At 62.4% G+C, this 26231-nt stretch carries 27 protein-coding genes and 2 pseudogenes; 6 read left to right on the forward strand and 23 right to left on the reverse strand.

The window, feature by feature from the left end:
- Nucleotides 1-13 precede the first annotated feature (13 nt).
- The 9 genes from FJQ89_RS06470 to FJQ89_RS06510 all read right to left on the reverse strand — a co-directional run bounded on the left by FJQ89_RS06470 (nt 14) and on the right by FJQ89_RS06510 (nt 7887).
- Complete coding sequence (locus FJQ89_RS06470; RefSeq protein WP_341474478.1) at nt 14-1090, reverse strand: NAD(P)/FAD-dependent oxidoreductase; 1077 nt, start codon at nt 1088-1090, stop codon at nt 14-16.
- 76 nt (nt 1091-1166) lie between these two features.
- A complete protein-coding gene (locus tag FJQ89_RS06475; RefSeq protein ID WP_243136445.1) occupies nt 1167-2063 on the reverse strand; it encodes a MerR family transcriptional regulator in 897 nt (298 codons plus the stop codon).
- Between the two features lie 318 nt (nt 2064-2381).
- Complete coding sequence (locus tag FJQ89_RS06480) at nt 2382-2807, reverse strand: BLUF domain-containing protein (RefSeq protein WP_141169540.1); 426 nt, start codon at nt 2805-2807, stop codon at nt 2382-2384.
- A gap of 22 nt (nt 2808-2829) precedes the next feature.
- Nucleotides 2830-3537 carry a GTP cyclohydrolase I gene (folE, locus tag FJQ89_RS06485; RefSeq protein ID WP_141169541.1) on the reverse strand — a complete coding sequence of 236 codons (708 nt, stop codon included), beginning with the start codon at nt 3535-3537 and terminating at the stop codon, nt 2830-2832.
- A gap of 35 nt (nt 3538-3572) precedes the next feature.
- Complete coding sequence (locus FJQ89_RS06490; RefSeq protein ID WP_205704578.1) at nt 3573-4073, reverse strand: TspO/MBR family protein; 501 nt, start codon at nt 4071-4073, stop codon at nt 3573-3575.
- On the reverse strand, nt 4070-4519 hold the full coding sequence (locus FJQ89_RS06495) for a nuclear transport factor 2 family protein (RefSeq protein ID WP_141169542.1): 450 nt from the start codon (nt 4517-4519) through the stop codon (nt 4070-4072). Before FJQ89_RS06495 ends, FJQ89_RS06490 begins: the two co-directional genes overlap by 4 nt.
- A 109-nt stretch (nt 4520-4628) precedes the next feature.
- The gene (locus tag FJQ89_RS06500; RefSeq protein ID WP_141169543.1) at nt 4629-5834 is read right to left on the reverse strand and encodes an SAM-dependent methyltransferase; all 1206 of its coding nucleotides are present in this window, start codon (nt 5832-5834) and stop codon (nt 4629-4631) included.
- Entirely contained in the window at nt 5831-6607 is a 777-nt protein-coding gene (locus FJQ89_RS06505) for a DUF1365 domain-containing protein (RefSeq protein WP_141169544.1), read from the reverse strand. The genes FJQ89_RS06500 and FJQ89_RS06505 overlap by 4 nt, the downstream gene beginning before the upstream one ends.
- Nucleotides 6604-7887: an NAD(P)/FAD-dependent oxidoreductase gene (locus FJQ89_RS06510; RefSeq protein ID WP_141169545.1), complete on the reverse strand. Its 1284-nt coding sequence runs from the start codon at nt 7885-7887 to the stop codon at nt 6604-6606. Before FJQ89_RS06510 ends, FJQ89_RS06505 begins: the two co-directional genes overlap by 4 nt.
- Nucleotides 7888-7982: 95 nt before the next feature.
- Here FJQ89_RS06510 and FJQ89_RS06515 point away from each other — a divergent pair, with 95 nt between their 5' ends.
- Nucleotides 7983-8588, forward strand: coding sequence for a TetR/AcrR family transcriptional regulator (locus FJQ89_RS06515; protein WP_141169546.1), 606 nt, complete (start codon nt 7983-7985; stop codon nt 8586-8588).
- A 106-nt stretch (nt 8589-8694) separates the two neighbouring features.
- Nucleotides 8695-9150 (forward strand): annotated as a pseudogene (locus tag FJQ89_RS06520) (integrase core domain-containing protein); the annotation flags it as partial.
- Nucleotides 9151-9217: 67 nt separating this feature from the next.
- Here FJQ89_RS06520 and FJQ89_RS06525 read toward each other — a convergent pair.
- From FJQ89_RS06525 to FJQ89_RS06540, 6 genes and pseudogenes are all read right to left on the reverse strand, one after another.
- Nucleotides 9218-9697, reverse strand: a complete 480-nt coding sequence (locus FJQ89_RS06525; protein ID WP_168208380.1) for a phage tail protein — start codon at nt 9695-9697, stop codon at nt 9218-9220.
- Between the two features lie 446 nt (nt 9698-10143).
- Nucleotides 10144-10656 carry an IncP plasmid survival protein KfrC family protein gene (locus FJQ89_RS06530; RefSeq protein ID WP_141169548.1) on the reverse strand — a complete coding sequence of 171 codons (513 nt, stop codon included), beginning with the start codon at nt 10654-10656 and terminating at the stop codon, nt 10144-10146.
- 33 nt (nt 10657-10689) lie between these two features.
- Nucleotides 10690-10821 (reverse strand): hypothetical protein, encoded by a 132-nt coding sequence (locus tag FJQ89_RS28580; RefSeq protein WP_279239626.1) that lies wholly within the window; start codon nt 10819-10821, stop codon nt 10690-10692.
- Between the two features lie 61 nt (nt 10822-10882).
- Nucleotides 10883-11110, reverse strand: coding sequence for a hypothetical protein (locus FJQ89_RS28695; protein WP_168208308.1), 228 nt, complete (start codon nt 11108-11110; stop codon nt 10883-10885).
- A 133-nt stretch (nt 11111-11243) separates the two neighbouring features.
- Nucleotides 11244-11360, reverse strand: a pseudogene (locus tag FJQ89_RS28335) (hypothetical protein); the annotation flags it as partial.
- A 79-nt stretch (nt 11361-11439) separates the two neighbouring features.
- A complete protein-coding gene (locus tag FJQ89_RS06540; protein ID WP_341474479.1) occupies nt 11440-12456 on the reverse strand; it encodes a GlxA family transcriptional regulator in 1017 nt (338 codons plus the stop codon).
- A gap of 62 nt (nt 12457-12518) precedes the next feature.
- Between FJQ89_RS06540 and FJQ89_RS06545 the strand changes: the two genes are divergently transcribed.
- The 3 genes from FJQ89_RS06545 (at nt 12519) to FJQ89_RS06555 (ending at nt 14373) form a co-directional block, all read left to right on the forward strand.
- Nucleotides 12519-12977: a tautomerase family protein gene (locus FJQ89_RS06545; RefSeq protein ID WP_141169549.1), complete on the forward strand. Its 459-nt coding sequence runs from the start codon at nt 12519-12521 to the stop codon at nt 12975-12977.
- 126 nt (nt 12978-13103) lie between these two features.
- Nucleotides 13104-13661, forward strand: a complete 558-nt coding sequence (locus FJQ89_RS06550) for an NADPH-dependent FMN reductase (protein ID WP_141169550.1) — start codon at nt 13104-13106, stop codon at nt 13659-13661.
- A gap of 226 nt (nt 13662-13887) precedes the next feature.
- On the forward strand, nt 13888-14373 hold the full coding sequence (locus FJQ89_RS06555; RefSeq protein WP_341474487.1) for an alpha/beta hydrolase: 486 nt from the start codon (nt 13888-13890) through the stop codon (nt 14371-14373).
- A 626-nt stretch (nt 14374-14999) separates the two neighbouring features.
- On the opposite strand, the gene FJQ89_RS06560 is transcribed toward FJQ89_RS06555, so the two are convergent.
- From FJQ89_RS06560 to FJQ89_RS06585, 6 genes are all read right to left on the reverse strand, one after another.
- Nucleotides 15000-15455, reverse strand: coding sequence for a GNAT family N-acetyltransferase (locus FJQ89_RS06560; protein WP_141169552.1), 456 nt, complete (start codon nt 15453-15455; stop codon nt 15000-15002).
- A 294-nt stretch (nt 15456-15749) separates the two neighbouring features.
- Nucleotides 15750-17501 carry a tannase/feruloyl esterase family alpha/beta hydrolase gene (locus tag FJQ89_RS06565; RefSeq protein ID WP_141169553.1) on the reverse strand — a complete coding sequence of 584 codons (1752 nt, stop codon included), beginning with the start codon at nt 17499-17501 and terminating at the stop codon, nt 15750-15752.
- Nucleotides 17502-17608: 107 nt separating this feature from the next.
- A complete protein-coding gene (locus FJQ89_RS06570) occupies nt 17609-18535 on the reverse strand; it encodes an alpha/beta hydrolase fold domain-containing protein (RefSeq protein ID WP_168208381.1) in 927 nt (308 codons plus the stop codon).
- A 172-nt stretch (nt 18536-18707) separates the two neighbouring features.
- Nucleotides 18708-19643, reverse strand: a complete 936-nt coding sequence (locus FJQ89_RS06575; RefSeq protein ID WP_168208382.1) for a GDSL-type esterase/lipase family protein — start codon at nt 19641-19643, stop codon at nt 18708-18710.
- The gene (locus FJQ89_RS06580) at nt 19612-20727 is read right to left on the reverse strand and encodes an alpha/beta hydrolase (RefSeq protein ID WP_141169556.1); all 1116 of its coding nucleotides are present in this window, start codon (nt 20725-20727) and stop codon (nt 19612-19614) included. The genes FJQ89_RS06575 and FJQ89_RS06580 overlap by 32 nt, the downstream gene beginning before the upstream one ends.
- 45 nt (nt 20728-20772) lie before the next feature.
- Nucleotides 20773-23118: a TonB-dependent receptor gene (locus FJQ89_RS06585; RefSeq protein WP_141169557.1), complete on the reverse strand. Its 2346-nt coding sequence runs from the start codon at nt 23116-23118 to the stop codon at nt 20773-20775.
- 361 nt (nt 23119-23479) lie between these two features.
- On the opposite strand from FJQ89_RS06585, the gene FJQ89_RS06590 reads away from it, so the two are divergent.
- On the forward strand, nt 23480-24556 hold the full coding sequence (locus FJQ89_RS06590) for a LacI family DNA-binding transcriptional regulator (protein WP_243136447.1): 1077 nt from the start codon (nt 23480-23482) through the stop codon (nt 24554-24556).
- Between the two features lie 123 nt (nt 24557-24679).
- Here the strand turns inward: FJQ89_RS06590 and FJQ89_RS06595 are convergent, their stop codons facing one another.
- Nucleotides 24680-25114, reverse strand: a complete 435-nt coding sequence (locus FJQ89_RS06595) for an RbsD/FucU family protein (RefSeq protein ID WP_092710474.1) — start codon at nt 25112-25114, stop codon at nt 24680-24682.
- An 11-nt stretch (nt 25115-25125) separates the two neighbouring features.
- Complete coding sequence (locus FJQ89_RS06600; protein ID WP_141169558.1) at nt 25126-26187, reverse strand: ABC transporter permease; 1062 nt, start codon at nt 26185-26187, stop codon at nt 25126-25128.
- Nucleotides 26188-26231 lie beyond the last annotated feature (44 nt).

Genomic DNA, 26231 nt, shown 5'->3' on the forward strand with positions numbered 1-26231 from the left:
ACGCGCGCCAGGCTCAAGCGGGGCCGGCAATGATGCGTTGTGCCAGTGCATGACCGCTAAGCCAGGCAGCCTCCACCGTGCCACCGTTCAACCAATCGCCGCACATCCCCAGACCCTGCCCTGCCTCCCATAGGCAGACATCGTTACGCGCCTGCGGCGTACTGGCATAGCGCCAACGGTGTACGCTCCAGCGTTGCGGCACCTGGCCGCCCAGAGTGATGAAGGCTGCGAGCAGCTGCGCGGCAATGCTATCGGCATCGAGCTCAATGTGCGCCTCGCTCCATTCGGCACTGGCGTGCAACAGCCAGCTTTCTCGACCGCTACGGCCAGGCTTGGCGCTGTCGCGGGCCACCCAGCGCAGCGGACCGGCGTTGAGGAAAGCCGCATTGAAGTCCAATGCCAACGGCTGCGCATACTCCAGCATCATTGCCCAGCAGCCTGCCATATTTGTCCCTGCCGCCAGCGCGGCCTGCAATGGCGCCACCTGGCCCAGCAGTGGCACCGCCTGCGGCGCCGGCACCGCAAGCACTACCATGTCATAGCGATGCGCAAGAGGCCCCTCATCCTGCACATGCAAGCGCCAAACGTTGTCTTCGCGTTGCAACGCACTGATCGCCATCCCTGTGTGCAGTACCAGATCTGCGGCCAGCCACGCGCCGATAGATGACATGCGCGGGACGCCGACAAAGCGCTCGACCGGTGCACCGCCGCTGCATCCGTCGGCATCGAGGCCGCGCAGCTGCAGCTGCCAATGCGCAGCCACGCCCGCCCGCTCCCAGCGGCTCACCTCGGCCCGGAATTCAGGGTTGCGCGCAGTAAAATACTGTGCGCCATGGTCGCATTGCCAGTCGGCGCCGCGCCGTGTGCTCATGCGCCCTCCCGCGCCGCGGCTCTTGTCAAACAGAGTGACCTGGAAGCCAGCCTGCCTCAAGGCCGTGGCACAGGCCAAACCGGCGATGCCGGCGCCAATGATGGCGATGCGAGAAGAGTTCAGCATGAGATGCTCAGTCTTCTGCGCAGCAACATGCGCGGCTGCAAGCGCAGCACCTTTCCCGCATGGCCAGACATGCGCCAGGCTGGCGCGTGCCATGAAATGTGCGGGCACAACTGGGCTTTCGTGATGGTGGAATACGGCATAGTGCTCCTGACAAGTGATGACTTTGCGCTTACAGGCCCGCCGGCAAAGGCAGCGCCTCCGCCCGAGCAAGCCGCAACAGCGCTTCCTCCAGGACCATGCGGGCGGTAGCGGCGGCGCGCCCCAACTGCTCATGCAACAGCGCATCGGCCACATTGCGCGACGAGCATTGTTCGCTGTAACGCTCGAAGCTGTTGATCATTAACAGGATCTCCGTCAGATGGCGCGGGCATTCACAGTGGACAGTACTGCTGGCCGCAGCCAGCTCCGTCAACGCCCGGTCGTCGAAGCGGCGCGGGGCCGCCGCCGGGCGCTGCCGCGCAAGCTGAGCTTGCGCCAAGGGCAACGCAGCCAGCGCCGCCTGGCACAGCAACACTATTTCTGCAACATCGTTGGGTACGCGCGCCACCAGGCAGCCCTGAGCGCGCAACTGGCGTATGGTGGCGCTGGCGCCGAAACGGTACAACACCACCACCGCCATCCCCAGTTTTTGACGCAGCGCGCCAATCCCCGGCACCACGCGCTCATCGAGTTCCGATATTTCCATCAACAGCAGTTGCGCGCCGGTGCCTGGCCATGTCGCTGCCACCTCGTCCAGATTCTGAAAGTGGGCGACGATATCGAGCGCCAGTAACTCTCGCCCGCCGACCGCCAGGCGTCGCGCCAGTGCCGTGCCCATCAGTGCCAGGCGCATAGGCTGCAAAGGCTGCAAAGGCTCACCAGGCTCCGGCACCAACGCAAACTGGCCTAATTGTTCCAACTGCAGCTTCGCCAGCGCGCCAATTGGATGGCCCTGGTCGACCAGTTGCTTCATCAGCCGCAGCCGACGAACCTGATCCTCGGAATACAGACGCTGGCCATGCGCGCTACGCCCGGTGTCGGAGATGCCGTAACGACGCTCCCACACGCGCAACGTTTCAACCGGCAAGCCTGCAAGTCTGGCGGCGACCCCGCTGCGATATTGAACAGGCTGACTGTTGTCGGACTGAGGAGGAAGTAAAGATTGCACCATAAATCGAACCGATAATGAACCTATAATCCCTGATTATATCGTGCAATCGGCGGATAACAGATGAAAATCGCCGAAGACACCGCTACAAATCCAGTTCATCGCCACGCCAACTCCCCGTGAGCCGGGAACAGCCTCGACTGTTTTTCGAGTTAAATGCAACAAAATTGCACATGAACCCACCGCAAGCGGCAGATTCCTCGACAGCTTCGGTGCAGATGCGATGGCGCGTCGCCCTTATGCCCGACCAAGGACCGCAGCGCCAGCCATCAACTCGTCGACCAGCGAGAGCGAACTGGCTCCGCCAAGCGCGAACGGATCGAACTCGGGAAGCATCGAGTACCGCAGCAGCGTGCCCGGATTGAGCTTGTCGAGGTTGGTCTGTCCCATAGTCCAGCCAGCGTAGCGACGCTCGCTCATTTCTTCGTAGTGCAGCAGTGTTACGCCTGTGTGTCGTGTATCGGCGAGTATGCGGGCATACAGGATATTGACCTGTTCGCGTCCGCCTTCGATCAGCTGCAGGTAAAACCGTTCGCTGTGGCACAGGACGCCGGTTATGCCGCTCGGTGGATTGTGGCGGCGGGACTGCTGGAGTATGGCGCCGATGGTAGCGGCATCGATAGTGCCCGCAGCGCGGCTGGCATAGAGTAAACGGACGAGCATGGGAACTCCTTTGGACGGTGTATCAGCGTTTGATCAATGAGAGGAACTCCCGCCGCAGAGCGGGGTCCTTGAGGAAAGAACCGTGCATGACGCTATTGATCATACGCGCGTCATTGTCCTTGACGCCACGCCACTGCATGCAGAAGTGATCGGCCTCCATGATCACGGCCAAACCGTCCGGCTTGACCTTTTCCTGCAGCAGTTCGGCCAACTGGACCACGGCTTCTTCCTGGATCTGCGGACGGCTCATGATCCATCCCGCCAGCCGCGCATACTTGGACAGGCCAATCAGGTTGGAGTGCTGGTTGGGCATCACACCTATCCATACTTTGCCCATGACCGGGCACAAGTGGTGCGAACAGGCGCTGCGCACGGTGATCGGACCGATGATCATCAGCTCGTTCAGGTTGGCGGCGTTGGGAAATTCTGTCACGGGCGGTGGGGGGATGTAGCGCCCGCCGAACACTTCCAGCAAATACATCTTGGCCACGCGGCGCGCCGTGTCCTGCGAGTTATGGTCGTTGGCGGTGTCGATCACCAGACTCTCCAGCACGCCCTGCATGCGCAGGCTGACCTCGTCCAGCAGTTCATCCATTTCGCCGCTTTCGATGTAGTCGGCGATATTGTCGTTGGCGTGGAAACGGACACCGCTGGTCATCAAGCGGGCGCGTATGCGTTCGGAGGCAGGTATGCCAGCGACCCGGTAGTCAAGCTGCTTTTCATTCGTCATGGAAATTCCTTGTTGTTGGTAGTGCGTTGTAGCGTTTAGCCGAGCAGGGACGGGTTGCGCTGCCAGATGCTGAAGCACAGCCCCCCGGCGAAGCTGACCCATGCCAGATAGGGCCATAGCAGCATGGCGGCGAGGCGTTCGCGGCGGCCGAAGAGTACGATGGTCGCCGCGATCATCAGCCACAACACAACGATGCACGCAAACGCCGCCGCGCCCAGATGCCAGGCAAAGAATAGCCAGCTCCACAGTGCGTTGACCGCCAGCTGCGCTAGATAAAGCAGGAGCGCCGGGCAGGCGCGGCTTGCAGCGGTACGCCCGACGCGCCAGGCGGCGATGGCCATCATCAGATACAGCAAGCTCCACACGGGACCGAACAGCCAGGCGGGCGGTGCCCAACCTGGGCGATCCAGCTGCGCATAAAACACGGCCGCGTGCACGGAGGCGAACGCGCCCACGGCTGCAAAAGCGGCGGTCAGCGCGATCCAGCCGGCCAACTGCAGCAATGCGCCCGGCTTCATGGACTTGGCCCCGTTCATGCCTTCCTCCCCTTTGTTGCCGCATCGGGCAACGGCACGCGGAAGCGGCCGCGCAGCCATCGGATCGGGGCGCCGATCAGTGGCAGCTTTTCCAGCAGCTCTTCGGCGGCATCCCAGTAGTCGCGGTGCATGAAGACCAGGCCATCCGCATTGAAGCGCAAATGGCTGCCGCCGGAGATCTGATACGGCACGCCGCGCAAGTGGAACGCGAATAGCCAGGTAACGAAGGCCTGGTCGCCCTGCACCACGCGCTCGCCGATGATGAAGCGCGGCTGCTCGGTGTGGACAAACATGTGGCGCAAGATTGCCTCTATCGCTGCAACGCCATCTACCTCGTTGAACGGATCGCGAAACTGCGCGTCCGCCGCGTAGAATTGGCCCGCCCGTCCAACGGTGTCCGGTGTCAGCGTGGCATACCATGCCAGCAGTGGTTCAGTATTGTTCATTTTTCCAGCAAAAAGTGAGTGATGGCGATGGGCCGATTCAAGGGGCGCATGCGCGCCGGCCGAACATCAGCGTGACCTGGCCCAGGCGCCACAGCGACGTCATGGCCGGCTAGGCCTTCTGCAGCAGGAATTGGACAACATCGGTGCGTCCCTCGTCAAAGGCAGCTTCGCAATAGGCGAAGTACATATGCCAGATCCGCATGAAGGGTTCGTCGAAGCCCAGGCCCGCGATCTGCGGATGGTGCAGGCGGCAGCGAGCATCCCAGCGGCGCAGCGTTTCGGCGTAGTCGCGGCCGAAGGCGTGGCGCTCGACTGGGCGCAGGCCGCTGCGAGCCGCCTGGCGTTCGAAACGTTCGACGCTGGGCAGCATTCCGCCGGGGAAAATGTACTGCTGGATGAAATCGGTGCTGCTGCGGTAGCGGGCAAAATGCTGTTCGCCGATGGTGATCGACTGTACCAGCGCCTGTGCACCGGGCTTTAGCCGCGCCGCGACGGTGCGGAAATACTGCGGCCAATACTGCTCGCCCACGGCCTCGAACATTTCAATCGACACCACGGCGTCGTACTCGCCACGCAGGTCACGGTAATCGCACAGCTCCAGCTGCACGCGGTCGTTCAGCCCCAGCGCCTGCACGCGGCGCTGCGCCACCTCCAGCTGCGACGGGGAAATCGTCACGCCATGCACGTGGATACCTTGCTGCGCGGCCTGCTCAGCAAAGCCGCCCCAGCCGCAGCCGATTTCCAGCACGCGCTGGCCGGGCCGTAGCTGTAGCGTGTCGATGATACGCTGGTACTTGCGCCGCTGGGCGTCGTGCAGCGTCAACTGGTAGTCGCCGTCGAACAGCGCGCTGGAATACGTCCAGCTGGGATCGAGCCAGAGCTGGTAGAAGTTGTTGCCGATGTCGTAATGCGCGTGGATGTTGCGCATGCTGCCCTTGCGCGTGTTGGGGCGCAGCCAGTGCCGCAGCCGGTACCAGCAGCGCGCCAGCGCGCCGCCGAACACCAGCTGGTTCAGCGACGCTTCGTTGCGCAGCGCCAGGCGCAGCAGCGCGCTCAGGTCCGGCGTGCTGACCCAGCCAGCCGCGTAGGCCTCGGCAAAACCGATGTCCCCCGCGCGCAGGATGCGCTGGCAGGCGCGCCAGTCGTGCAGCTTGAGCGTCGCGCCGGAAGCCGCATGGGCGTCGCCGAACACCATGCGCGTATCGCAGGGGGTGATCAGTTCCAGGTGTCCGTGACGGATATTGTTCAGTAGCCTGAGGAATAACCGTGCGCCGATGGGGGCGGACAGCGTGACGGTAGACAAGGTACGATTCATCGGGCAGGCTCCTGGTGCACGGTGGTTTGATGAGAGGGGGCAGCCGGCTTGCTGAAAAACGGAACGTGTTTCAGCCAGAGCCTGAACGCCTGCCAGTGAATGCGGAACACGATGCCCAGCCCCAGCAGCGGATAGCGCAGCAGGGCACCAGCCAATGCGCTGTCGGTCATCGGCACGGGACGCCCGCTCAGCGCAGTGCGCAGTAGCACGCCGTCGCCATCGTGATAGTCCAGCCCGGTGCAGTGGCTGACACCGTCCAGGCGGAAGCGAAAGCGGTAGTGTCCCTTGACCTCGCAGAACGGCGACACGTGCATCTGCTTGTCGGCAGTGGCCGTGGCCGAGCCACCGGCCGTAGGGGCGATACGCATCAGGTAGCGGTGGCTTTCGCCGAAGGTGTTGTTGACCTCGGCCAGCACGGCGCGCAGCTGGCCAGCCGCATCGTGGCAATGCCAGAAACTGACGGGATTGAACACATAGCCAGCCACACGGGGAAAGGTTTGCAGCCAGATTTCGCCGTCGGCGTCGATGTGGTGGTCGCGCAGCAGAGCGCGCATCCATTGCTCCAGACTCGATCCATCGCGCGGGCCATAATCACGCCGCCATATCGACAGCGGCCGCCAGCGGTCCACGCCGAACCAGCGCGTATCACATTCGTCCAGCCGGGCCAGATTCAAGCGCACATAAAATAGCGGATAGACGAAACGGTGCGGCGCCGGACGCAGGCGCACATGCGTCACCTGGCCGTGCAACAGTTGAGCGGCAGCCTGCTTCATGGCAGCACACTCCATGCTGGCGCCGTGTCGAATGCCGCGGCGATGCGCAGTGCCGATTTCAGGCCATCTTCGTGGAAGCCGTAGCCGGTCCAGGCGCCGGCGAACCACGCACCGCCCTTGCCCTGGATTTGCGCCATCTGCTGCTGTGCGCGCACGGTAGCCAGGTCCATCACCGGGTGGGCGTAGTCGAACTTGGCAAGCAGTTTGCTCTCGGCCGGCAGGGTGTGCGGATTGAGCGTCACGATCACCGGTGTCTCGAACGGCAATGCCTGCAGCTGGTTCAGCCAGTAACTCACGCACACGGGACGCTGTCCATCCGACTGCGCGCCCGCCAGGTAGTTCCAGGCCGACCAGACCTTGCGCCGCCGTGGCATAAGATTCGTGTCCGTGTGCAGGTAGGCCGTGTTGGGCTGGTAGCGCACGCCGCCGAGGATGGCGCGCTCTGTCTGGCTGGCGTCGTGCAACATGGCAAGCGTGGTCGGCGCGTGGGTAGCGAACACGACGGCGTCGAACTCGTCGGCACCCGCGCCGCTGCTCAACACCTGCATCCTGCCAGCGCTGCGCCGCACGGAAACCACCGGCATGTTCAGACGAATGTCAGGCAGCGTGGCGGCGATCTTGTCCACATAGTGGCGGGCTCCGCCTGCGACCGTGCGCCACTGCGGACGGTCATTGACCTGCAACAGACCGTGATTCAGACAGAAACGCAAAAAGGTCGCCGCAGGAAATTGCAATATATCGCTTGGCGAACTGGACCATATTGCCGCCGCCATCGGCAGCAGGTAGGCGTCGCGGAAGCGCGCGCCATAGCCCTCCTGCTGCAGAAGCTGTCCCAGCGTCAGCACTGTCTGGTTCGAGCATTGCAGAAAGCGCTCCGCGTTGCGGTTGAAATGCAGGATGTCCCACAGCATGCGCAGGAAGGAAGGTGAGCCGGCGTTGAGCCGCTGCGCAAACACGGTATCGAGGCTGGAGCCTGCCCACTCCAGCGCTCCGCCGTCCATGGACACGCCGAACGACATGTCGCTGGCTATGCTGTCGACACCCAGCTCGTCGAACAGCGCCACAAGGTTGGGATAGGTGCGCTCGTTATAGACCAGAAAGCCCGTATCGACGCCTTGGCAGCGCCCTTCCAGCGTCACATCCACGGTGTTGGTATGGCCGCCAAGATAGCCGGCGGCCTCAAACAGCACGACGTCGTGCTTGCGGTTGAGGAAATAGGCGCTGGCCAGACCTGAAATGCCGGAGCCGATGATAGCGATGCGTTTACGTGGCGGGTTCATGTAGTTTTGTTGATTATTCTGACCATTTTTTACTGGCGTGCTAATATTACTACCTCCAAATAATAAAAGCTACTGATTAGTATCGAAAATTACCAATGAGTATCCTTCCAAGACTTAGCTTTAAAAATCAAGCATTTAAGCTGCGCGAGAACGCCATCCTGGATGCCGCGACGGCAGTACTGAGCCAAAAAGGCTATGACTTGATGACCATGGATGACGTCGCCGGCACGGTCGGCATCTCCAAACCCAGCCTTTACAAGCACTTCAAATCAAAGGAGGAGCTAATCGGTGAGGCGCTGATACGACTGCTCGACGGCGCGCTCGAGTATGTCGCCGCGCTAGACGCCGCACTCAGTCCGCTGCAGAAATTGTCAGCCCTGCTCGAGTGGGCGCTGCGGGTGCGCCTGGGCGGCGGACTGCCGTTCCTGCCATCGACCAGCCCGCACGTGCGCGACATGTTGATCCGCAATGTGAAGTACATGCTGCGAATAATGAAACTGAACCGGCAGCTGGAGGCCCTGGTGAAGCTGGCGCAGCAGCAGGGGCAATTGAACCGCGAACTGCCCACCGACGTTATACTCTTCAGCTATTACGCTCGAACCTGCGACCCTGCGGTCGAGTATTTGCAAAAATACAGCAAGATGGAGCCTGAGGATATCGTGCGCCATATGCTCAAAGTATCGTTTGAAGGCTTGAAGTGAAACAGACTCAAGCACCCTACCCGCACTGCGTCACCGGCGCCTGAAATAGATGTATGCCGAGGAGGGTTTGAAAGCGGAGATCGTCGAGGAAAATGCTGTTGTGGCCGACTGGCTGGTGCGCCAGCTGGCTGATGGCCGCAGCATCGGCTTGCTCAACGTGATTGACGATGACAACCGTGAGGGGCTCGGCATCGAGGTTGATTTCTCATTGCCGTCCGAACGCGTCATCTGGTCCCTCGACAGTATCATCGAATGGCGTGACAAACCCCAGGTCATTGGCTGCGATAACGGCCCCGAGTACATCAGCGCCGTGACGCTGGCCTGGGCCACCAACTGCGGCATACGCATCGACTTCATCCAGCCTGAACAGCCGCAGCAGAATGCTTATGTCGAGCGCTATAACCGCACGGTGCGCTACGACTGGCTGGCCCATCACCTGTTTGAATCACTCGTTGAAATCCAGGATTTTGCAACCCGCTGGCTGTGGACTTGCAATCACCCCCGGCCCAACATGGCACTTGGCGGCATCACACCAAAACAGAAGCTTGCCTTGGCCGCTTAAGCTCTACTGTTAGCGCGCTCTAAAAATGGGGGGATTACCGCGATAAACGTATATCTGCAAAGAAACGCTACGCGTCAACTGCGCATATAATGTAATTTACAACGTAATAAGGCTGCATATTATTGTGCGATGCCGCCGAATTTGGATTATCGTAGGTTGGTTTATTTGTAGAACCGGGAGGAGTGCTAAAATCGTGACCGCCGCCAGCTTCAGAAAAGGTTCCGTTCACCAAATCATGTACGTGTGACGGGACTTCAGTAATGCTAAGCTGATGATTACACTCACCTCCTGCAGTACCAAGTTCAAAGCCGGACACAGGAAAATTAGGAATAGTTCCATCTGACTGCATGCTGTCGTTAAGCGAAGTGCCGCCCCCGATAAGGGTTCTGCCCCGCAAATCAGGCAAGTATTTACCGATCAGCGTAACAAGATCAGGGTTTGTTGCAACATCGATTAACGATCCGTCGCACAGTAGCCATCCCGTTGGGATACTTTCCCCACTAGCTGCATACGCCACAATTGATCCCAATGGGATTTGAATTGACATCCTCCACTCCATTTCCCAGGTTGTTCGAGCCGAAATAATTTCGACCTTCTCGAGTATCTACAATGTAGCGAGCTTTTGCAAATTCTTTTCGGGGCAACTACCTTCCCTAGGGAGAATCTGGTATAACAAATAGCTTAATGTCTTGATCGGCTAATTGTGCGTTGTGAATGCCCAATAATAGAGAGCACTTATCTTTCACTAGCAGGCTGCTGAAATACCAGCCAGCTGAAACTGATCGTGCTCTTTGGAGATATTTTTGTCAAGAAATATATTATCAACTTCACAAACGCCATAAGGATGGCATTTGTCCCGATCTCCCCAAACCAAGCTCGCGTTTTTCTGGTGGTTGCTTGGCCTGATCAGCACTCTGCTCTACTGCACCACACGCCCCCTCACAAATGCCTGGCATGCCCGGCCCGCCGCCGCCACCTCTTCCATCTGCAAGATCAGGCTTGAATATCTCGCGCCACCGCGTCAGGAAGTAGCCCGCTGGCGGGATCGGCTGCAGCGCTTCCTTCGGCGCCATTGCTACCTGCCGGGGCGGCAGGTCGAGCAGTTGCACAGAAGGCGGGCTTGCGCATACGCTCCAGGCGGCCCTGCAGGCGCTGCATGGTTTTCCGTTGCTGCTGCACTTGCTGCTGCCACTGCGCGCGCGTGGCGGGAAATGCCAGCAAGCCCGGCTGCTGCATCTGCGTTCGCTGCAGGCGCGATGCCTGCGACTCGATCAGGTTTTCCAGCCTGTCCTCGATGCGCTCGACCTGCTCGTGCTTGGCCTCGAGCTGCGCCGCCAGCGCCGCGCCATACTGCATGTCAGGCGGGGCCGCATCCAGCATCGCCGCCTGCTCCAGCTGCTCCTCCGCTGCCTGGTACAGCTGCGCATCGGCCTGCATCTCGGCGCCGCCCCGCGCGCCCGAGCCAACAGTCTTGCCTTGCTGCGGCCGCTCCACCGATAGTTTCATGATCATCCGCCTCCTGTATCAGCGGGCTCTGCTCTACCGGCTCAGCTTGCGCCCCTGTTTGACGCTGGCACTGCTGCTGTGCGCCTGGCCGTCCTCGTAGCTGACACTGGTATCGACGCCCGTCCCAGGTACTTTAGCGAAATCGCTGGCGGCGTGCTTGATCAATGTCTTGCCTACCTGCTGGTAAGCGTAAAGCCAGAGTCATCTTGAGCCTCGCCTCGATTTGCTAGACTGAATCGCCAAGCCGAACTCGATCCACATTCCCGAACACATCGAATGCCTCAAAGTCTGGCAGGTGCTTGACCTCCCTGTTGGCATCGAACGGCAGGTACGCCAAAACCGCTTGCGCAAGATCGCCAGCGAAGGTGGCCAGATGACTCCCGCTGACCTGGCTGGTCGCGCTGGCCATCGAAGGCATGGCCTTGGCGATTTCCAGCAACTGGCATTCGGCCACACGTAACTCGCCTACCGCTGACCGCGATAGGCATCTCCCGGCGGCCCTTGCGCAGCGGCCAGGTGCTTTGCAGTAGCCCCGGATAGGCGAATACCAGGCAGTTGTGCTGTTCCAGCTCTTCCGGCTGCACGGGCTGTCCATGCGATTCTAGATAGGCAGGAGATGCCGCCAGGATGCGTCGATTGTCGGCTATGCGCCGGGCCACCAATCGCGAATCGGCCAACTCAGGTTGTGAAGAGAACGTTGCCAAGTCTGCTTTGAGGTTGAGTATTCCGGTAGCCTGATTGCGGTGCGCAGATTGCCCCGCTGCCGCCGAGTTGCTCGGTTCGTTACAATGGGGATGAAACGGCCGGTCGAAATTGCCTTGGCGTCACGCCTATCACTTTGCGCATCAGGCGCCTGAGTGCCGTCGTATCGACATAGCCCACGCGTTCAGCCACTTGCTCAACCGTCAACTTGCTCGTTTCGAGCAGCATGCGTGCCTTGTTGAGCCGTACGCTCTGCAGCAATGCCGACGTACTGCGCCCCGTGGCGACTCTGACGTGCCGCGAGAGCGTACGCTCGGACATGCAAAATTCCGCCGCCAACGCTGCAACGCCGGGCGGATTGGGCAAGGCGGACTCGAAACGTTCCACCAGTTTCGCGATCAGTGCATTGCCATTGGCAAACATGGCGGGAACGATGAATTGTGCCTGGGATTGCCGGCCATCGATTAACAGCGCGCGCGATACGGCGTCGGCAAGCGCCGGGCTGAACTGGGTGCTCAACAGGTGCAGCATCAAATCGGTCTGGGCGAGCGCCGCTCCGGCGGTCACGAGCGTTCCATCGCGTATCACCATGCGGTCGGCATCGACCGCACAGCGCGGCTCCAGTTGCTGCAATAGCGGCGCCAGCCACCATGAGGTGGTGGCCCGTCTTCCCGCCAGGAGACCGGCGGACTGCAGCAAAAAAACGGCCGAGCACGACGCAGCCACGGCACCGCCTGCTTGCACATGCACTTGCAAGGCCTGCATGGCGCGCAGGGCGTCGGCTTGCGCCAGGCGCTCCTTGATAGCGTGCGGACGCTCCAGGCCAAGGCCGGGAATGACCCAAGTAGAACCATCCGGACGAGCGGTTTTCGGCAGAATTGTGGCGTCGATGGTCATGCCGTGGCCAAGCTTGACCGCGCCCTGAGTGGTGACCACGCGCCATCGCGGTGTGGCGCAAGCAGCCGTTGCCGCTAACGACGCTGCGGCCGATAAAATATCGAGGGTCAAGGCGACACTCGACGCAAAAGCACCTGGCAAGACCAGAACCGTGAAATCATTCATTGACTGAAAAAGCTCGAAATATGTCAAAACAGACACTGTGATTCTGCATCAATCGAGGTTGTAATACAAGCTCCGATTCACACACAGAAAAGCTGACCATGCCTAACATTCTCATCAAGATACCAAAGGGTGCCTTTTCAACCGAACACCGCGCCGTCCTGGTACAAAAGCTCAACGATGCTGCCGCCACCGCGGAGCAAATTCCCGACGACCCACGGAAACGGTCGATGTGCTGGGTGATCATCGACGAAGTGGAGCCTGGCACGTGGACCTGCGGCGCAAGCGACATGAGCGCACGATTGCTGCCCTGCCTTGCCGTGATTTACGTTCCGGCTGGCGTCCTGGACGGTGCGTCCCAGGCCATGTACGTCGACCTTGTGCACGCGGCCTTCAAGCAGTCTCTGCCAGAGACCGAGCAACGGCAGTTGGCAACGTCCGTCATCCTGCATCATGTGGCCGACGGCAGCTGGGGTGCCAACGGCGCCATCTGGCGGCTTCCCGACTTCGCGCAGGCTGCAGGCTTCGCGCATCTTCAAGCATTGCTTCCCCGCACCTGACGCGGTCAACGGGTGCCGCCTTGACTGCGCCGGTACCATCCCGACGGCAGCTAGCTGCCACAGCGCGTGCCGGCTGTATGCCGGACATGCCAAACTATCCACCCGATCGATCACGGTTCACTCAAGATGCGTTTACTTTCCTTGTCCGGCAGCTTGCGCGCTGCATCGTCCAACACGCAGACACTCATCGCGGCTGCCCTGCTGGCGCCGCCAGGCGTCGTCATCGAACATTACGATGCGATTGGCGAGCTGCCTCACTTTACTCCAGACCTCGATGCCAACCTTCCGCAGAGCATCGTTGACTTGCGCAGCCGCGTATGTCAGGCGGACGGCCTCCTGATTGCCTGCCCCGAATACGCGCGCGGCATACCCGGATCGTTCAAGAACATGCTCGATTGGCTGGTAGGCAGCCCGGATTTCCCGGGAAAGCCCGTCGCGCTGTTCAATACCTCGCCGAGAGCATCCGCTGCGCAAGCCGCCTTGAAGCTGGTCCTGGAAACGATGTCGGCAACGATCATCCACGATGCTTGCGCCACGCTTCACTTGCCGGGCAAGCAGGCAGACCCGCTTGCCATCGCACATGATCCCGTGAGCGGCGCAACACTGCGGCATGCGATTCAGGCACTTGCAGAACATCTTCAGGTAGAGGCAGCGCCAACTTGTACTCCATGGGCAGAGCAATAATACGCCACGTCAATTCTTCACTTTTGATCATGGGTTTAGATATCGTACTGTCTGCATTAACGCGTCAACGTCGTTGATGTCAACTTCAGGTTCGACAGGGGGCAAAACAAGCATGAAAAAGACCGAACAGCGTTCCACGATGCAGACATTCCAATATGGAAAATCCACCGACTAGCAAGCGGATCTGTACCTTCCTGCAACACCACGGCCGCCCGTTGTTTGCCTGCTGCACGGTGGGTCTTGGCGGATGCCTTACGGTCGTGATCAGATGACCGCCATCGCTAGCGACTTGGTAGCCCACGGCTTTGCCGTCTGGAATATGGAATACCGCCGGCTGGGTGCGCCTCAGGCCGGGTGGCCGGCAACAATGGACGATGTTGCCGCTGGCATCGACTACCTGGCGGACCTTTGTGTCGGAGGCGTTCACGTCGATCTTGACCGCGTCATCATGATCGGCCACTCTGCCGGTGCGGTCCCCATCGAGTTTTCACGAGGCTACGCAAGGGCAGCAGAGGCAGCAGGTGACACTGTAGAGATCATCGAATTGCCGGGTACGGGTCACATGGAGTACCTTGATCCAGATAGCGATGCCCATGCGATCCTTCGTCGCTGGCTGTTGGCCTCCATGAGCGAGGCCGGATCGCAGGTAAGCGCTGTTGAACAACAGCTTTCAGCGGACGGCGTCCACGCCGCCGCTGAACAGGAACGTTAGGCTTCATCTACGGATTTTCCGCGACTCTAGATTTACTCCCTGCGCTCGGAAGGGAAACGACGCAACTTTGTGCGGACTTATGCAGTAGTCGTATTGTCCGTTGTCCAGCCTCGTCCAAGCGGGTCCGAAGCGGATTTTTCATACTTTTTTCATACCAAACAAAAAAGGCCTACACTGGATCAGTGTAAGCCTTTGATATCAAACGAATTCTTGGTGGGAAGTGCAAGTTTCGAATTAGAAACAAAGTAACCATAGATCACAATAGCCTACGACAGCGCAGGGGAAAAATTGGTAACTTCCGGTATCTTTTGCGCTAAAGCGATCTGACGCCATCTTCCATTGCCCCAAGTTTGCCCCAAGTTTTACCGAAAGTATCACAACCATATGCAGGTGAAAAAAGTAAAATAACAGAGGTATTTTAACAATGTTCAGCATTTCTATTTCAAACATCGACTGTTCATGTTTCTCACCAGAATTAGTGCGGTTCAGAAAATCTGACGGACGTGGACATCGGCGAAACTTCAACAGAGGTTGATTTAAATAATTCCACTCGATGGTCAATGAGCCGGCAAAATACTTCATCAGACGCATTCGGAAGGTCAAGTCACTGCGGTGGCAAGAGGGGCTTAGCGGCTGTTGCCGCAACCTCCATTAGCCCGACGGTGCATCTGATATGAATGATCGTCCTCAGCCACGACAATTAATCCAAATCGTTCGTATAGCACCTTTGCTGGGTTTGTCTTCAACACGCCAAGAGAGAGCGTCGCACCTGCGGCAGCCGCCTCGGCGATTGTGCTGGCAAGAAGCTGGCTGCCAACGCCTTGACCTTGTAGGGCTGGACTAAGTTGAATTTGAATTAGTTGCCATTGAACTCCATCGCGCAAGAGCTTGAGCAAACCAACCGGTGTCGCGCCTCGCAGCAATATTTCAGCGCAGTCAAATCGATACAGGATGCGTACGCGATGATCGGCCTCGCTCGTACCAAGGCCGGATGCAGCCAGGTGTTGATCCATCGTCTGACAGCGTAGCGTCAGCAGGAACGGGATGTCATCGAGACGGGCGGGACGGCGGAAGATATGCATGATATCGAAAAGGATGATGATGGAAGCTGAGTTTCCGCTCGATGGAAGAGCCGGGCGCCATTGCATTACGCCAACGACCGACTCGATTTGAGAGCAGAACGCCGGGACAGCGGTATCGGGGGCATGGTATCGAGTTCCAGTTCTGCCTGGATAATGCCAGTGTAACCCCGAGCAAAACGAATAGGCCACCGCTCACACGATGGAGCCATAACGTGACGGCAGGGTTGAGCTTGACGCGAGCGCTGGCACGCCCACCTGATCAATCTAGTGTGGGCGGCCAGAAGGCCTGAGCTATCAAAGTGCGCAAGCGAAATTCTCCGCCTTTTCGGGATCGCCATTACCGCGGTAGCGCGCCACTTCCGGATACGGGCAAAGCGGGCGGGTTCGGCCCGGCCATGGTGTGCCCGGCCCCGCACTGGCTTCGAGACGGTCCGGCGCGCGGCCGTGCTCAACCCAGTCCACCATCGCCGCCAGGGAATCGAACTCCGTCGTGGCCGGACCGCCCGAGCAGTGGCACATTCCCGGCACAGGAAACACCCGCGCGAACTCGCCGGCCCGGCCATGCTCGCGCCGGTTCAACTGGTCGAACCAGTCGAGCGTGTCCGCCAGGGAAAACACCGGATCGGATTCTCCGTGCGGCACCATCAGGCGGCCGTGGCGCGCCTTGAAGCGCGTCAGGTCGGTCGAGCGCGCGGAGATATCTTCCCAGGCAGAGTGCCGGAATGGCGCCGCCACCGCCTGGACCTTTGCCGCCGCGCTGTCGAAGTCAAGTCCGATCTGATAGTCGGCCAGTGCCTGTGGTCCCGGCGGCAACATCACCGGCGGCGTGCTGAACACCGAGGCCAGCGCCTGGCCGCCCAGCACCACGTTAAGCGGCGGCACCTGGCCGTCCTCCGAGCCGATCTTCCATACGCGCCACGCCGGACTGTCGATCCCGGACGGCCAGAACCAGCGGTTGTAGAGGGCCTGGCCTGCGCTGCCCAACGGCCCGCGCATCGATTCGACCAGCGCATCGATCTGCGTCGGACTCAGGCAGTCGGCCGTCGCACCGCTGGCCGGACATATTTTTCCGCGCAGCTGCGCCAGCACCTTCCGGTCGGTGCAGCGATCCAAGTCGGCGACCATGCCATCGCGCAGACCGTCGTCGGCGTCGCAGGCGTCGAGGATCGCCTCGCGCACCAGCTTGAGCTGCACACCGTTGAAGGCAGTATGCAAGCGCGACACGTCGAAGCCGGCGGCGCCGGGCGTCTGGATAACACGGCTGAAGGCGCGCGTGTCCCAGGCCTCCGCCAGGGCCGCCTTGGGCAGCGCGAAGCCCGGTGCAGAAGCGATGATGCCATCGAAGATTTCGGGATAGCGCTGGGCGAACGCCATGCCCTCCTGCCCGCCCTTGGAACAGCCGACGAAATAGTTATAGCGCGGTTTTTGTCCGTAGTACTGACGCACCAGCCAAAGGCCGGCGTCGGCGCTGCGCTTGAGCGACGCGTGGCCGTAGTCGCTGCGCGCGGCCGGATCGGAAGCAAATACCATTTGTCCGCCGCGCAGCGGGTCGTTGTTGCTGGCGTTGTCGTGGCCGGAGTCCTGGCTCAGCACCGCGTAATGCCGTTCGATGGCGGTGTCGTCGGCGCCATATAGCTTGCCGGTGGCGTCGCCGATGTCGCCGTTGCTGCCGCCGCCGCCCTGGAACAGGAAACGGTTATTCCAGTCCGACGGCAGCCGCAGGCGGAAACGAATCGCGTAACGCTGGCCGTCGGCCTGGCGCGCCGGCGTCTCGGCGATCAATTCGCAGTGGGCCGGCAATTTGGCCATGTGCGTGCCGCCCTGCTCCAGGCGGATTTCCTGGGGCTCGCCCTCGGCGTGATAGATCGCCTGCCGCACGCGGAAGGTGCTGGAGGTGCTGGACGGTGGCGCCTTGTCAGCCATCGCCAGGCAACGTTGCTCGAAGCTAGCGCCGAAGGACGGCGCGGTGGCGATGACGCCCAGGCAGGCGAGCAGCACCGCTGCGGCAGGCGGACGTTGTTTGTATCGAACGAAGCAGCGTGTCATGTTGTCATCCCGATGTGATTAACTTGATAAAAACGAAGCCGGACGGCGGGCGCCCCATTTAGCGCGGCCGCCTCCGTGCCGGCGCAAGTGCGCTTGATGGTGAGGCGTCAGGATTCGACGTGGCCGATTAAAAAAGCTACCGTCTTGGCGATGGCGCGCTGGGCCTCCGGGCTGGTGTCAGCCATCGTCTGGTGCACGTGCGGCATGCCCTCGTAGGCATCGAGCGTCACGGCGACGCCACCGGCGGCCATCGCCTGGTACAAGCGCACCGAGTCCGACAGCAAGACCTCGCGCAAGCCGCATTGCACCAGGGTTGGCGGATAGTTTTTGCTGTAGTTGCCATACACCGGCGAGGCGTACGGATTACGCCGCTCGCCTGCGCCGACATAGGCGTCACGGCTCGGCCGCAACGTCTCCGTCGAGACGATGGGATCGGCGGCGGCCAGGGTGAGCAGGGTGTCGCCCTGAAAGTCGAGATCGGACCAAGGCGACCACAGCGCGGCGGCGGCCGGCAATGGTATCTTGCTGTCGCGCATCCGCAGCAAGGCGCCCGCCAGCAGGCCGCCGCCGGCCGAGTCGCCGAAGCAGCCGATCCGGCGCGGCGCGTAGCCATCGGCATAGAGCGCGGCGAACACCTTGCCCACGTCGTCGGTGGTGCGCTCCCACTTCGCGCGTGGCGCCGTGGTGTAGTCGATCGAGACGACGCAAAAGCCCGTCGCCAGCGCCATTTGCGCTGGCGCCAGCAGCGTCGAACTGGCCGTGCCGAGCGTGTAGGCGCCACCGTGAGCGTAGACGATCAGGCAGTCCCGACGCCGCACATGCGGTGGCTCCAGCCATATCACCGGCACGCCGCCGAGCGTGCCCTTGCGCGATCGCACGCCGGTGGCGGAGACGCGCTCACGGCTCATTTCCTCGAACATCGCCGCCAGGCGCTGGCGCAAGGCGTCCCAGGCTTCCACATCGTCCGGCGACGGCAGCGCCGGTTTGGGGAAGGCCGCCAGGTCGGCGAACATCCTGGGCCAGCCTGGCGACACCGTCGGAGGCAGCGGTATCGGCCCCGGCGCCGCCGAGACGGGAGCCGCCGCCCGGGCTGCCCCGTGTGCCGCGACGGCGGCCGCCAGCGCACCGCACGCGCTTAAAAAGGCGCGCCGTGGCGCGGTGTGCACGGACCTGGAATCGGACTTGAAATTAAACTCGCTCATTCTGTTACTCCTTGACGGTAGGTATGGCGGCGCGCCCGTTTTGCGACCTCTTGTCGGGTAATTGGCCGAGCGCGGATTCCAGTACGCTTTTCATGCGCGCATAGCCCCGGTTGTTCGGATGGACGCCATCGTTCGAAAAGTCCGCGCGGAACGTGCCATCGGGCGCCGCCAGCACCGCATGGTAGTCGACGTAGACCAGGTCCTCGCTGAGCGCTAGCGCCTTGAGCCAGCGGTTCAACGCCTCGATACGCGCCGGTGTGCCGGGGCTGGGCCGCCAGGGCATGCTGGCCGCCGGCGGGATGCTCGCCAGCAGCACGGCTATCCCCTGACGCTTGGCGATCGCCACCATGGCCTCGATGTTGTCCTGATAACGCTGCGCCGAGGTGGGGCCGGTATTGCCGGCGATATCGTTAGTGCCCGCCATGAGATGGACGAAACGGGGACGCAACGCCGCCACGTCGGCGGCAAAGCGCAACAGGATCTGCGGCGAAGTCTGCCCCGCGATGCCGCGATTGAGCCAGTGGTCACCGAACACCCGGGCCGCCGACTCTGACCATAACTCGGTAATCGAGTCGCCCAGGAAGACACCGTCGATGGCGGTGCCGGCCGCCGTCACGGTGGCGTTGGCGGCGGCGTAGCGGCACAGGTCCGGCCAGTCGAGCTGGCGCCGCATTTCCTCGGCCCGCGCCCGCTGCGTCATGATCGGACCGGCGATCAGGCGCTCCAGTTCCGCAGGACGCATGGCGCCGGGCTCGATGAACATGTCGACCAGCGCGCGCGGCACGTCGGGTAGCGCCGGCAAGCCGGTGCAAGGTGCCTCGACCATGCCTTGCGTATTCGGGGATGGCGTCGCGGCGGCCGCCGGCAGCACGCAGCACAGCGCGGCGGCGACAGCGGCGGCAAGGCGCCTACGCGCCAGAATTGCGAAGTGAATCGTCATGATGATCCTTGTTAAATAATGTACCGACAAAATCGATGAAATTGCGCCGCCAGACCGGCCATGCATGCGCGCCGTCGACCACTTGCCAACTGTGCGCGACGCCGCGCGCGGCCAGCCAGTCGACGAAGCCACGGACGTCGTCGATCAAAAAATCGTCGCACCCGCAACTGACGGACAGGCGCGGCATCGCCGCCGGCGACGTCGCCTGCCGCAGGCAGGCCTCGAAATCGCCTTCGAACATGAAGATGGCGGGACTGAACGCGCCGACATGGGCGAACCGGTGCGGCGCGTTCAGACCGACGAACAGCGCCTGCGCACCGCCCATCGACAAGCCGCCGACCGCCCTGCCCCGTCGGTTGGTGTCAACCGAATAGCTACGCTCGACAACCGGCAACACCTCGTCGAGCAGACTGGCGCCCGACAGCTCGATGTTGCGCAGCGCCACCCCGGCGGGCGGCGGCGGCAAGTCGCTGGCCATGCCTGGATCGCAATGCCCGGATGGACACACCACCAGCATGGGCCGGCAACGGCCGTCGTGAATCAGCGCGTCGAGCATGACGTCGGCGCGTCCGGCGCTGAACCATGCGCCCGCTGCATCGCCCAAGCCATGCAGCAAATACAGCACCGGGTAGGCGCGGCCGGAACGCCGGTCGTAACCGGGCGGGGTATAGACGTAGAACTCGCGGTCGCCGCCGATGGTGGCAGAACGGTAACTGTGGCGCACCACCAGCCCGCGCGGCACGTCGCCATACTGCCATGGCAACGCAGCGGCGTCGGACCGGCCGGGCAGCAACACCATGCTCTCCCCCAGGCCCGTGCTGGACGGCTTGATCCACGGGTTGGCGGGATCGAGCACGGACACGCCATCGATGACGAGCCGGTAGCAATACAGGTCTGGCGGCAGCGCAGGGCTGCTACCGCGCCAGATGCCGTCGGCGGCGCGGTCCAGAGGCAGCGGCGCCGCCAGCGCGTCGAGCTCGACCCGTACCTGGCGGGCCGCCGGCGCCTCCACCCGGAAAATCAGCGAGCCGTCGCCGCCCACCTCGGGCGAACGGATGGCTGGCCGAAAGACTTTACCTAGCATGCGCTGGACTCCGTTGGTTGGATATTGTTGAATGCGCGGTCATGTTCAATAGAAGGTGTAGCCGACACGCAGGCCGAAGGTGCGCCGCGGCATGTACGACGCGATACTGAGCGCCAGGATCTGCGTGTTGCTGGTGTAGACCTGGCGGTCCTCGGCGTTATAGACGTGGGCGTTGACGTTCCAGCGCCTGTCCTGGCTTTGCCAGTCGAGGTTGAGGTCGGTCTTGCTGTAGGCCTTGCGGTAGCCGAGCAGCGGATCGGTGCTGCTCAGGCTATCGATGACCGAATGGCTGCCGCTCTGCCAATACGTCTGGATCGACGGCGTCCACTGCCCGTTGGCACCCAGCTCAACGGTATGGGCGTAGCGCAGGCGCGCGCTGACCTTGGGCGCGTTGGGTAAGCGCCGACCGCTGTTGTCGAGCGGTGCGGTGTTGATCGGCGTGGGTGCGAAGTTGTTGTACAGCGCGTCGACGGCGTTGGCGTTGTCGATGCCCGGCGCGACGCTGCCGAACTTGGCGTCGAGCAGAGTAAGGAAGCCCTGCAGATGGTCCTGGCGCGTGACCCTCCAGTCGAGCTCGGCCTCGATGCCGCGCACGCGCGCAGTGGCGGCGTTACCGGTCACGACGGTGTTGTTGCCCGACAGATTCTTGCCGATGGTGCTCACCTGCAGGTCCTTGTAATCCATGCTGAAGGCCGTCAGGTTCAGGCCCAACGTGTCGCCGCGCAGCCGGCCACGCCAGCCCGCCTCGAAGCTGGTCAGGGTCTCCGGCTTGTAGGTCAGGTACGGGGTCGCCACGTTCGGCGTGACGCCGCCGCCGCGATATCCGGTCGACACGGTGGCGTACAACATGTCGGTTTTGCTCAGGTCGAACTCGGACGTCACCTTGTAGCTGGTGTTGCGCGAGCTGGTGGTGCCGGAGGCGTTGACCGCAGGGCCGAACGGTACGCCGCACGGCAGGTTGGCCGCCAGCGCATGCATGGTCCCGTACAGGCAAGCCTGGGTATCGGTGTCGGTCAGCGCCGTGTCCCGCGTGCCTCGCAGGCCCAGGGTCATGCGCCAGACATCGGAAACGCTGTAGGTGGCCTGGCCGAAGGCCGCCCTGGAGGTGTTCTTCAACGCGTTGTTGCGCACCGCCGCGTCGAGGTTGCCATAGCCGGACGGCAGGTTGCCGGCGCCGGGAGCGAAGGCGAGGCCCAGCGGCAGCACGCTAGCCAGCGGTGCCGGCAGTGCGTTGGCGATACGTACCCCGTAGAGTCCGGTCTGCTCGTCGCGATAGTCGTACAGGCCGCCGACCAGTTTGAGGCGGTCGCTCTCGTAATTGACGTTCAACTCGTGGCTCCGGGTGATGGTCTTGTTGTCCTTGTTGTAGAGGCTGAAGATGCCGGAGTTGAGGTCGACGCCGTTGTTGACCAGCTTGGTCAAGCCGGCCAGGTAGGTCACCGTCCAATCGTCGTTGACGGCCCACACCAGCGACGAGCGCAGCCCCGTCTGGGCCAGATCCTTGCGGATGTTGGTGCCGGCGCCGCCACCGCCGATGCCGCCGACGTTGGTGTCGACCGGCACGGTGACACGCTTGCCCAGAGTGCCGGCGGCAATGCTGGCGTCGGGGAAGTAGTTATAGGCGACGCTGTGAACCGCCGCAATCGTACCCTTGTCCTCTAGCTTGCTCAACGACACATTCCATTTCAGGCTGTCGCCCAGTTGCCAGGCCGCCGCCAGGCGCACGCTTGACAGGTCGACCTCGCCGTAGCGGCTGGAGACCGCCCTGCCCGGCTCGTCACCGTCGCTGGTGCGCCGCAATACGGAGGCGCGCAGAAGCAGCGTCTCGGATACCGGTACGTTCACTACGGCGCGCGCGGTCACGTCATTGTGGTCGCCATAGCTGACGTCGCCGAACAGTTGCTGGCGCGCGGTCGGGCGCGCGGTGATTACATTGACCACGCCGACGGTGGCGTTGCGGCCGTACACCGTGCCCTGCGGGCCGCGCAGCGCCTCGATGCGGCCGACGTCGTACAGCCCGAGACTCAGCACTTGATAGTTCGGTTCGTAGATGCCGTCGACGTGGACCGCGACCGTCGAGTAACCGCCGAAGGAGGCGTTGCTGCCGATGCCGCGCATGGAGAAGCCGTTGCTGGCGACGGCCATGTTAGGCACCGACGAGGCGATGTCGGTCAGCGAAGTGATGCCTTGCGCGTCCAGCGCCTTCTGGCTGACCACGCTGACCGCGAGTGGCGCCTTCGACAGTACTTCCGAACGGCGCTGGGCGGTGATGGTCACCGCTTCGAGTGTGCCCGTGTCGGCTGCCTTGGCGGCGGCCTCCTGCGCGTGGACGCCAGCAGCGTGCATCAGCATGGCGCACGCCAGGGAAAGGGGGGTGAGTTGAAACTTCATCTGGTCTCCTTGATTTTTTAGGTTCCGAGCTTGTCCTCATACTCGATGCGCCGTCGCCTCGGTCGTACCGGGCTTTGATGACTAGCAATCTGAACGTCGCTTTTGCGCAATCGATTGCTCACTATCGCATTTCTGTGGATTGACTGCAATAACTTAATTATTTTTTGCCGAAAACTGACATTTTTAAGCGTGGAAAGCTTTTCGAATGACATTTGCGCTGCGAACGTGTATATAGACAGAGCCATTTTGCGCAATCGGTTGCTTATTCGCCGCCTGCGTGCGACGTGAAGGTTGGTGATGCCCGGTGTAAGATGCCCGGCGAGTAACCATCGCAATTTTTAAATAGTTATCGGGATTCACAATGACTGAGAAGAAGCAGCCGGACGACAGCGTGGCCTCACCTTTCCAGCGGCCGTCGCGCACACAGATGGAAGACATCGCACGGATGGCCGGTGTGTCGCGCTCGACCGTGTCTCGGGTGCTGTCCGGGACCGGGCGCATCGGTGAGGAAACCCGCAAGCGCATCACCGAACTGGCCAAAACGAGCAATTACAGCATCGACGCCAGCGCCAGGAATCTGCGCTTGAATCAAAACCGCACCATCTCGGTGGTGGTGCCGTACGACCCGGTCGAGCAATTGCCGCTGTCGGAACCGTTCTTTCTCACATTGATCGGCAGCATCGCCGACGCCCTGACCGCGTGCGGCATGGATATGCTGCTGTCGCGGGTGTCGGCCGACCGGCTCGATCTGGCGGCGGAGGCGTACAAGGGTGGGCGGTGCCTCGGCTTCATCCTGATCGGCCAGTGGGGGCATCATGACCAATTGACGGCGATGGCCGTGCAAGGCTTGCCGTTCGTGGTGTGGGGCGCACGGCTGCCCGGGCAATTGTACGGTTCGGTGGGCGGCGACGACGTGCAGGGCGGCTTCCTGGCGACCTCGCACCTGCTCGATGCGGGCGTGCGGCGCATCGCCTTCCTGGGCGACACGGCACTACCCGAGATCAGCCAGCGCCACACCGGCTATCTGCAGGCTCACCACGCGCGCGGGCTGATCCCCGCCGCCGACCTGACCCTGGCGGCCAACCAGTCGCGCGAATCGGTGGTCGCCGCGATCGCCGAGCGCTATCCCCGCGACGGTGGGTTCGACGGAATTTTCGCCTCCACCGACCCGATGGCGATGAACGCGATCGGCGCGCTGGCGGCGCTCGGCAAAAAAGTGCCGGACGACGTGCGCGTGATCGGCTACGACGACATCATCACCGCCTCCAATTTTCAGCCGCCGCTGAGCTCAGTGCGCACGCCGATGATCGACGCAGGCAAGGCGCTGGTCGATAGTCTGCTGGCGCAATTATCGGGCACGCCGCCGCGGCAGTTGCAGCTTGCATCGTCGCTGGTGATACGGGAGAGCAGCGGCAGCGGACCGCGCGCCGCAAGCTAGCCGTTCGCGGCCACTGGCATCACGATTTTCCCACGGGTTCGCCCGCCCTTGTACGCCTCCGCCGCCAGATCGATCCGGTCGCCTGACGCACCGCCCTGCCCTAGTCCTGGCGGCAGATGCCGTTCACTGCTGCCCCGGCACGCCCTTTCGTAGCAGGATGTTACCGTACTTGCGACGTTCGCCGGTGACGACGATGGCGAAGGCAGCGCGCGAGCGCGCCAGAAACTCCTGGCGGCCAATGCGGGCGATCGCCGGCGTGTCCGGCCAGCAGCGGTCGATGGCGGCGCGGAAGTCGCGCTCCAGTTCCGGGTCGCAGCGGTCGTGCGCTTCGGGCTGCATCATCGCCACCGGCGCGGCGACGTAGTCGTCCAGGCACAGCAGCGGCAGCACGCCGGCCAGCAGCTCGGCCGCCGTGCTGCCGTCGCAGCGGATCACCAGGTCGTTGTTGCTGTGGCCCGGATAGTAGGCGTCGACCACGGCGATCTCGTCGCCGTGGCCCATGCGTGCCAAGGCGTAGAGCAGCTCGGGGCTGACGCAGGGATGGATTCCAACAAGCATGTTCGTCTTCCTTATTCGCCGCTGGCGGTTTTTTTCATGTCGAAGTAGACGGCGACGATGATGATGCCGCCCTTGATCACCAGCTGGAAGTAGGAGTCGACGCCGAGGAAGGTCATGCCGTAGTTGATGATCCCCAGCGTCAGCACGCCCAGCACCATGCCGCCGGCGGTGCCGATGCCGCCGCTTTGCGAGACGCTGCCGATGGTCACGGCGGCGATGGCGTCGAGCTCCATGCCCCGTCCGGTGAGGGCGTTGGCCAGGCCGAGCCGGCTCGACAGCAATACGCCAGCGATGCCGTACAGGACGCCCGCGTACAGATACACCATCACTAGTTCCCGCTTGACGTTGATGCCCGACACCCGCGCTGCGGCAGGGTTGCCGCCGATGGCGTATAGGCTGGCGCCCTGGCGCGTGTGGGCCAGCATCAGGTACACGGCGGCGGCGGCCAGCAACGCGAACAGCGCCAGGTGGGGTATGCCGAACAGCGCGCCCTGGCCGATTTCCTTGTAGGCGTCCGTCAGGCTGCCCACCACGTTGGCACGGGTGTAGATCAGCTGGCAGCCGAAGGCCACCGACATCGTGCCCAGCGTGGCGATGAAGGGCGGGATGCGCGCCAGCGCCACCAGCAGGCCGTTGAGCAGGCCGAAGGCGGCGCCGGTCAGCACGCCGGCCACCACCGGCAACCACAGCGGGAACACGACACCCGGATACAAGGCGGCGGCGTAGTCGCTGTTCTGGGCGAACGAGGCGGCCACGCTGCTGACCAGGCACACGACCGCGCCAATGGACAGGTCGATGCCGCGGGTGATGATGATCATGCCTACACCCAGCGCGGCCAGGGCGCGCACCGACTCGGCCACGGCCAGGTTCTTGATCGATTCCGGCGACAGCGAGGCACCGTCGGTGAGCAGCGCCAGCGCCGTGGCCAGCACGACAAAGGTCAGCAGGTTGGTGCGCGCGCGCAGGTAGGCGAGCAGGCGGCGGCCCGGTGCCGGTGCCGGCGCCGGGGTGGGACGGGGCGCGGGCGCGCCGGGGGTGGCGGCCTCGTCGGCCGCCTTGGTCAGGGTATTCATGCTAAATTGTCTCCGTTTGTGGTGTGGGACGGCGCGGGGCGGCG

The organism is Janthinobacterium tructae, from assembly GCF_006517255.1.
In the GTDB taxonomy this organism is placed as follows: Bacteria; Pseudomonadota; Gammaproteobacteria; order Burkholderiales; family Burkholderiaceae_D; genus Janthinobacterium; species Janthinobacterium tructae.

What these genes read in the sequence shown, in the direction of transcription:
- FJQ89_RS06470 (WP_341474478.1), bottom strand. Translation starts at nt 1,090, where the DNA reads ATGGCACGCGCCAGCCTGGCGCATGTCTGGCCATGCGGGAAAGGTGCT.
- FJQ89_RS06480 (WP_141169540.1), bottom strand. Translation starts at nt 2,807, where the DNA reads ATGCTCGTCCGTTTACTCTATGCCAGCCGCGCTGCGGGCACTATCGAT.
- folE (WP_141169541.1), bottom strand. Translation starts at nt 3,537, where the DNA reads ATGACGAATGAAAAGCAGCTTGACTACCGGGTCGCTGGCATACCTGCC.
- FJQ89_RS06490 (WP_205704578.1), bottom strand. Translation starts at nt 4,073, where the DNA reads ATGAACGGGGCCAAGTCCATGAAGCCGGGCGCATTGCTGCAGTTGGCC.
- FJQ89_RS06495 (WP_141169542.1), bottom strand. Translation starts at nt 4,519, where the DNA reads ATGAACAATACTGAACCACTGCTGGCATGGTATGCCACGCTGACACCG.
- FJQ89_RS06500 (WP_141169543.1), bottom strand. Translation starts at nt 5,834, where the DNA reads ATGAATCGTACCTTGTCTACCGTCACGCTGTCCGCCCCCATCGGCGCA.
- FJQ89_RS06505 (WP_141169544.1), bottom strand. Translation starts at nt 6,607, where the DNA reads ATGAAGCAGGCTGCCGCTCAACTGTTGCACGGCCAGGTGACGCATGTG.
- FJQ89_RS06510 (WP_141169545.1), bottom strand. Translation starts at nt 7,887, where the DNA reads ATGAACCCGCCACGTAAACGCATCGCTATCATCGGCTCCGGCATTTCA.
- FJQ89_RS06515 (WP_141169546.1), top strand. Translation starts at nt 7,983, where the DNA reads ATGAGTATCCTTCCAAGACTTAGCTTTAAAAATCAAGCATTTAAGCTG.
- FJQ89_RS06525 (WP_168208380.1), bottom strand. Translation starts at nt 9,697, where the DNA reads ATGTCAATTCAAATCCCATTGGGATCAATTGTGGCGTATGCAGCTAGT.
- FJQ89_RS06530 (WP_141169548.1), bottom strand. Translation starts at nt 10,656, where the DNA reads ATGAAACTATCGGTGGAGCGGCCGCAGCAAGGCAAGACTGTTGGCTCG.
- FJQ89_RS06545 (WP_141169549.1), top strand. Translation starts at nt 12,519, where the DNA reads ATGCCTAACATTCTCATCAAGATACCAAAGGGTGCCTTTTCAACCGAA.
- FJQ89_RS06550 (WP_141169550.1), top strand. Translation starts at nt 13,104, where the DNA reads ATGCGTTTACTTTCCTTGTCCGGCAGCTTGCGCGCTGCATCGTCCAAC.
- FJQ89_RS06560 (WP_141169552.1), bottom strand. Translation starts at nt 15,455, where the DNA reads ATGCATATCTTCCGCCGTCCCGCCCGTCTCGATGACATCCCGTTCCTG.
- FJQ89_RS06565 (WP_141169553.1), bottom strand. Translation starts at nt 17,501, where the DNA reads ATGACACGCTGCTTCGTTCGATACAAACAACGTCCGCCTGCCGCAGCG.
- FJQ89_RS06575 (WP_168208382.1), bottom strand. Translation starts at nt 19,643, where the DNA reads ATGACGATTCACTTCGCAATTCTGGCGCGTAGGCGCCTTGCCGCCGCT.
- FJQ89_RS06580 (WP_141169556.1), bottom strand. Translation starts at nt 20,727, where the DNA reads ATGCTAGGTAAAGTCTTTCGGCCAGCCATCCGTTCGCCCGAGGTGGGC.
- FJQ89_RS06585 (WP_141169557.1), bottom strand. Translation starts at nt 23,118, where the DNA reads ATGAAGTTTCAACTCACCCCCCTTTCCCTGGCGTGCGCCATGCTGATG.
- FJQ89_RS06590 (WP_243136447.1), top strand. Translation starts at nt 23,480, where the DNA reads ATGACTGAGAAGAAGCAGCCGGACGACAGCGTGGCCTCACCTTTCCAG.
- FJQ89_RS06595 (WP_092710474.1), bottom strand. Translation starts at nt 25,114, where the DNA reads ATGCTTGTTGGAATCCATCCCTGCGTCAGCCCCGAGCTGCTCTACGCC.
- FJQ89_RS06600 (WP_141169558.1), bottom strand. Translation starts at nt 26,187, where the DNA reads ATGAATACCCTGACCAAGGCGGCCGACGAGGCCGCCACCCCCGGCGCG.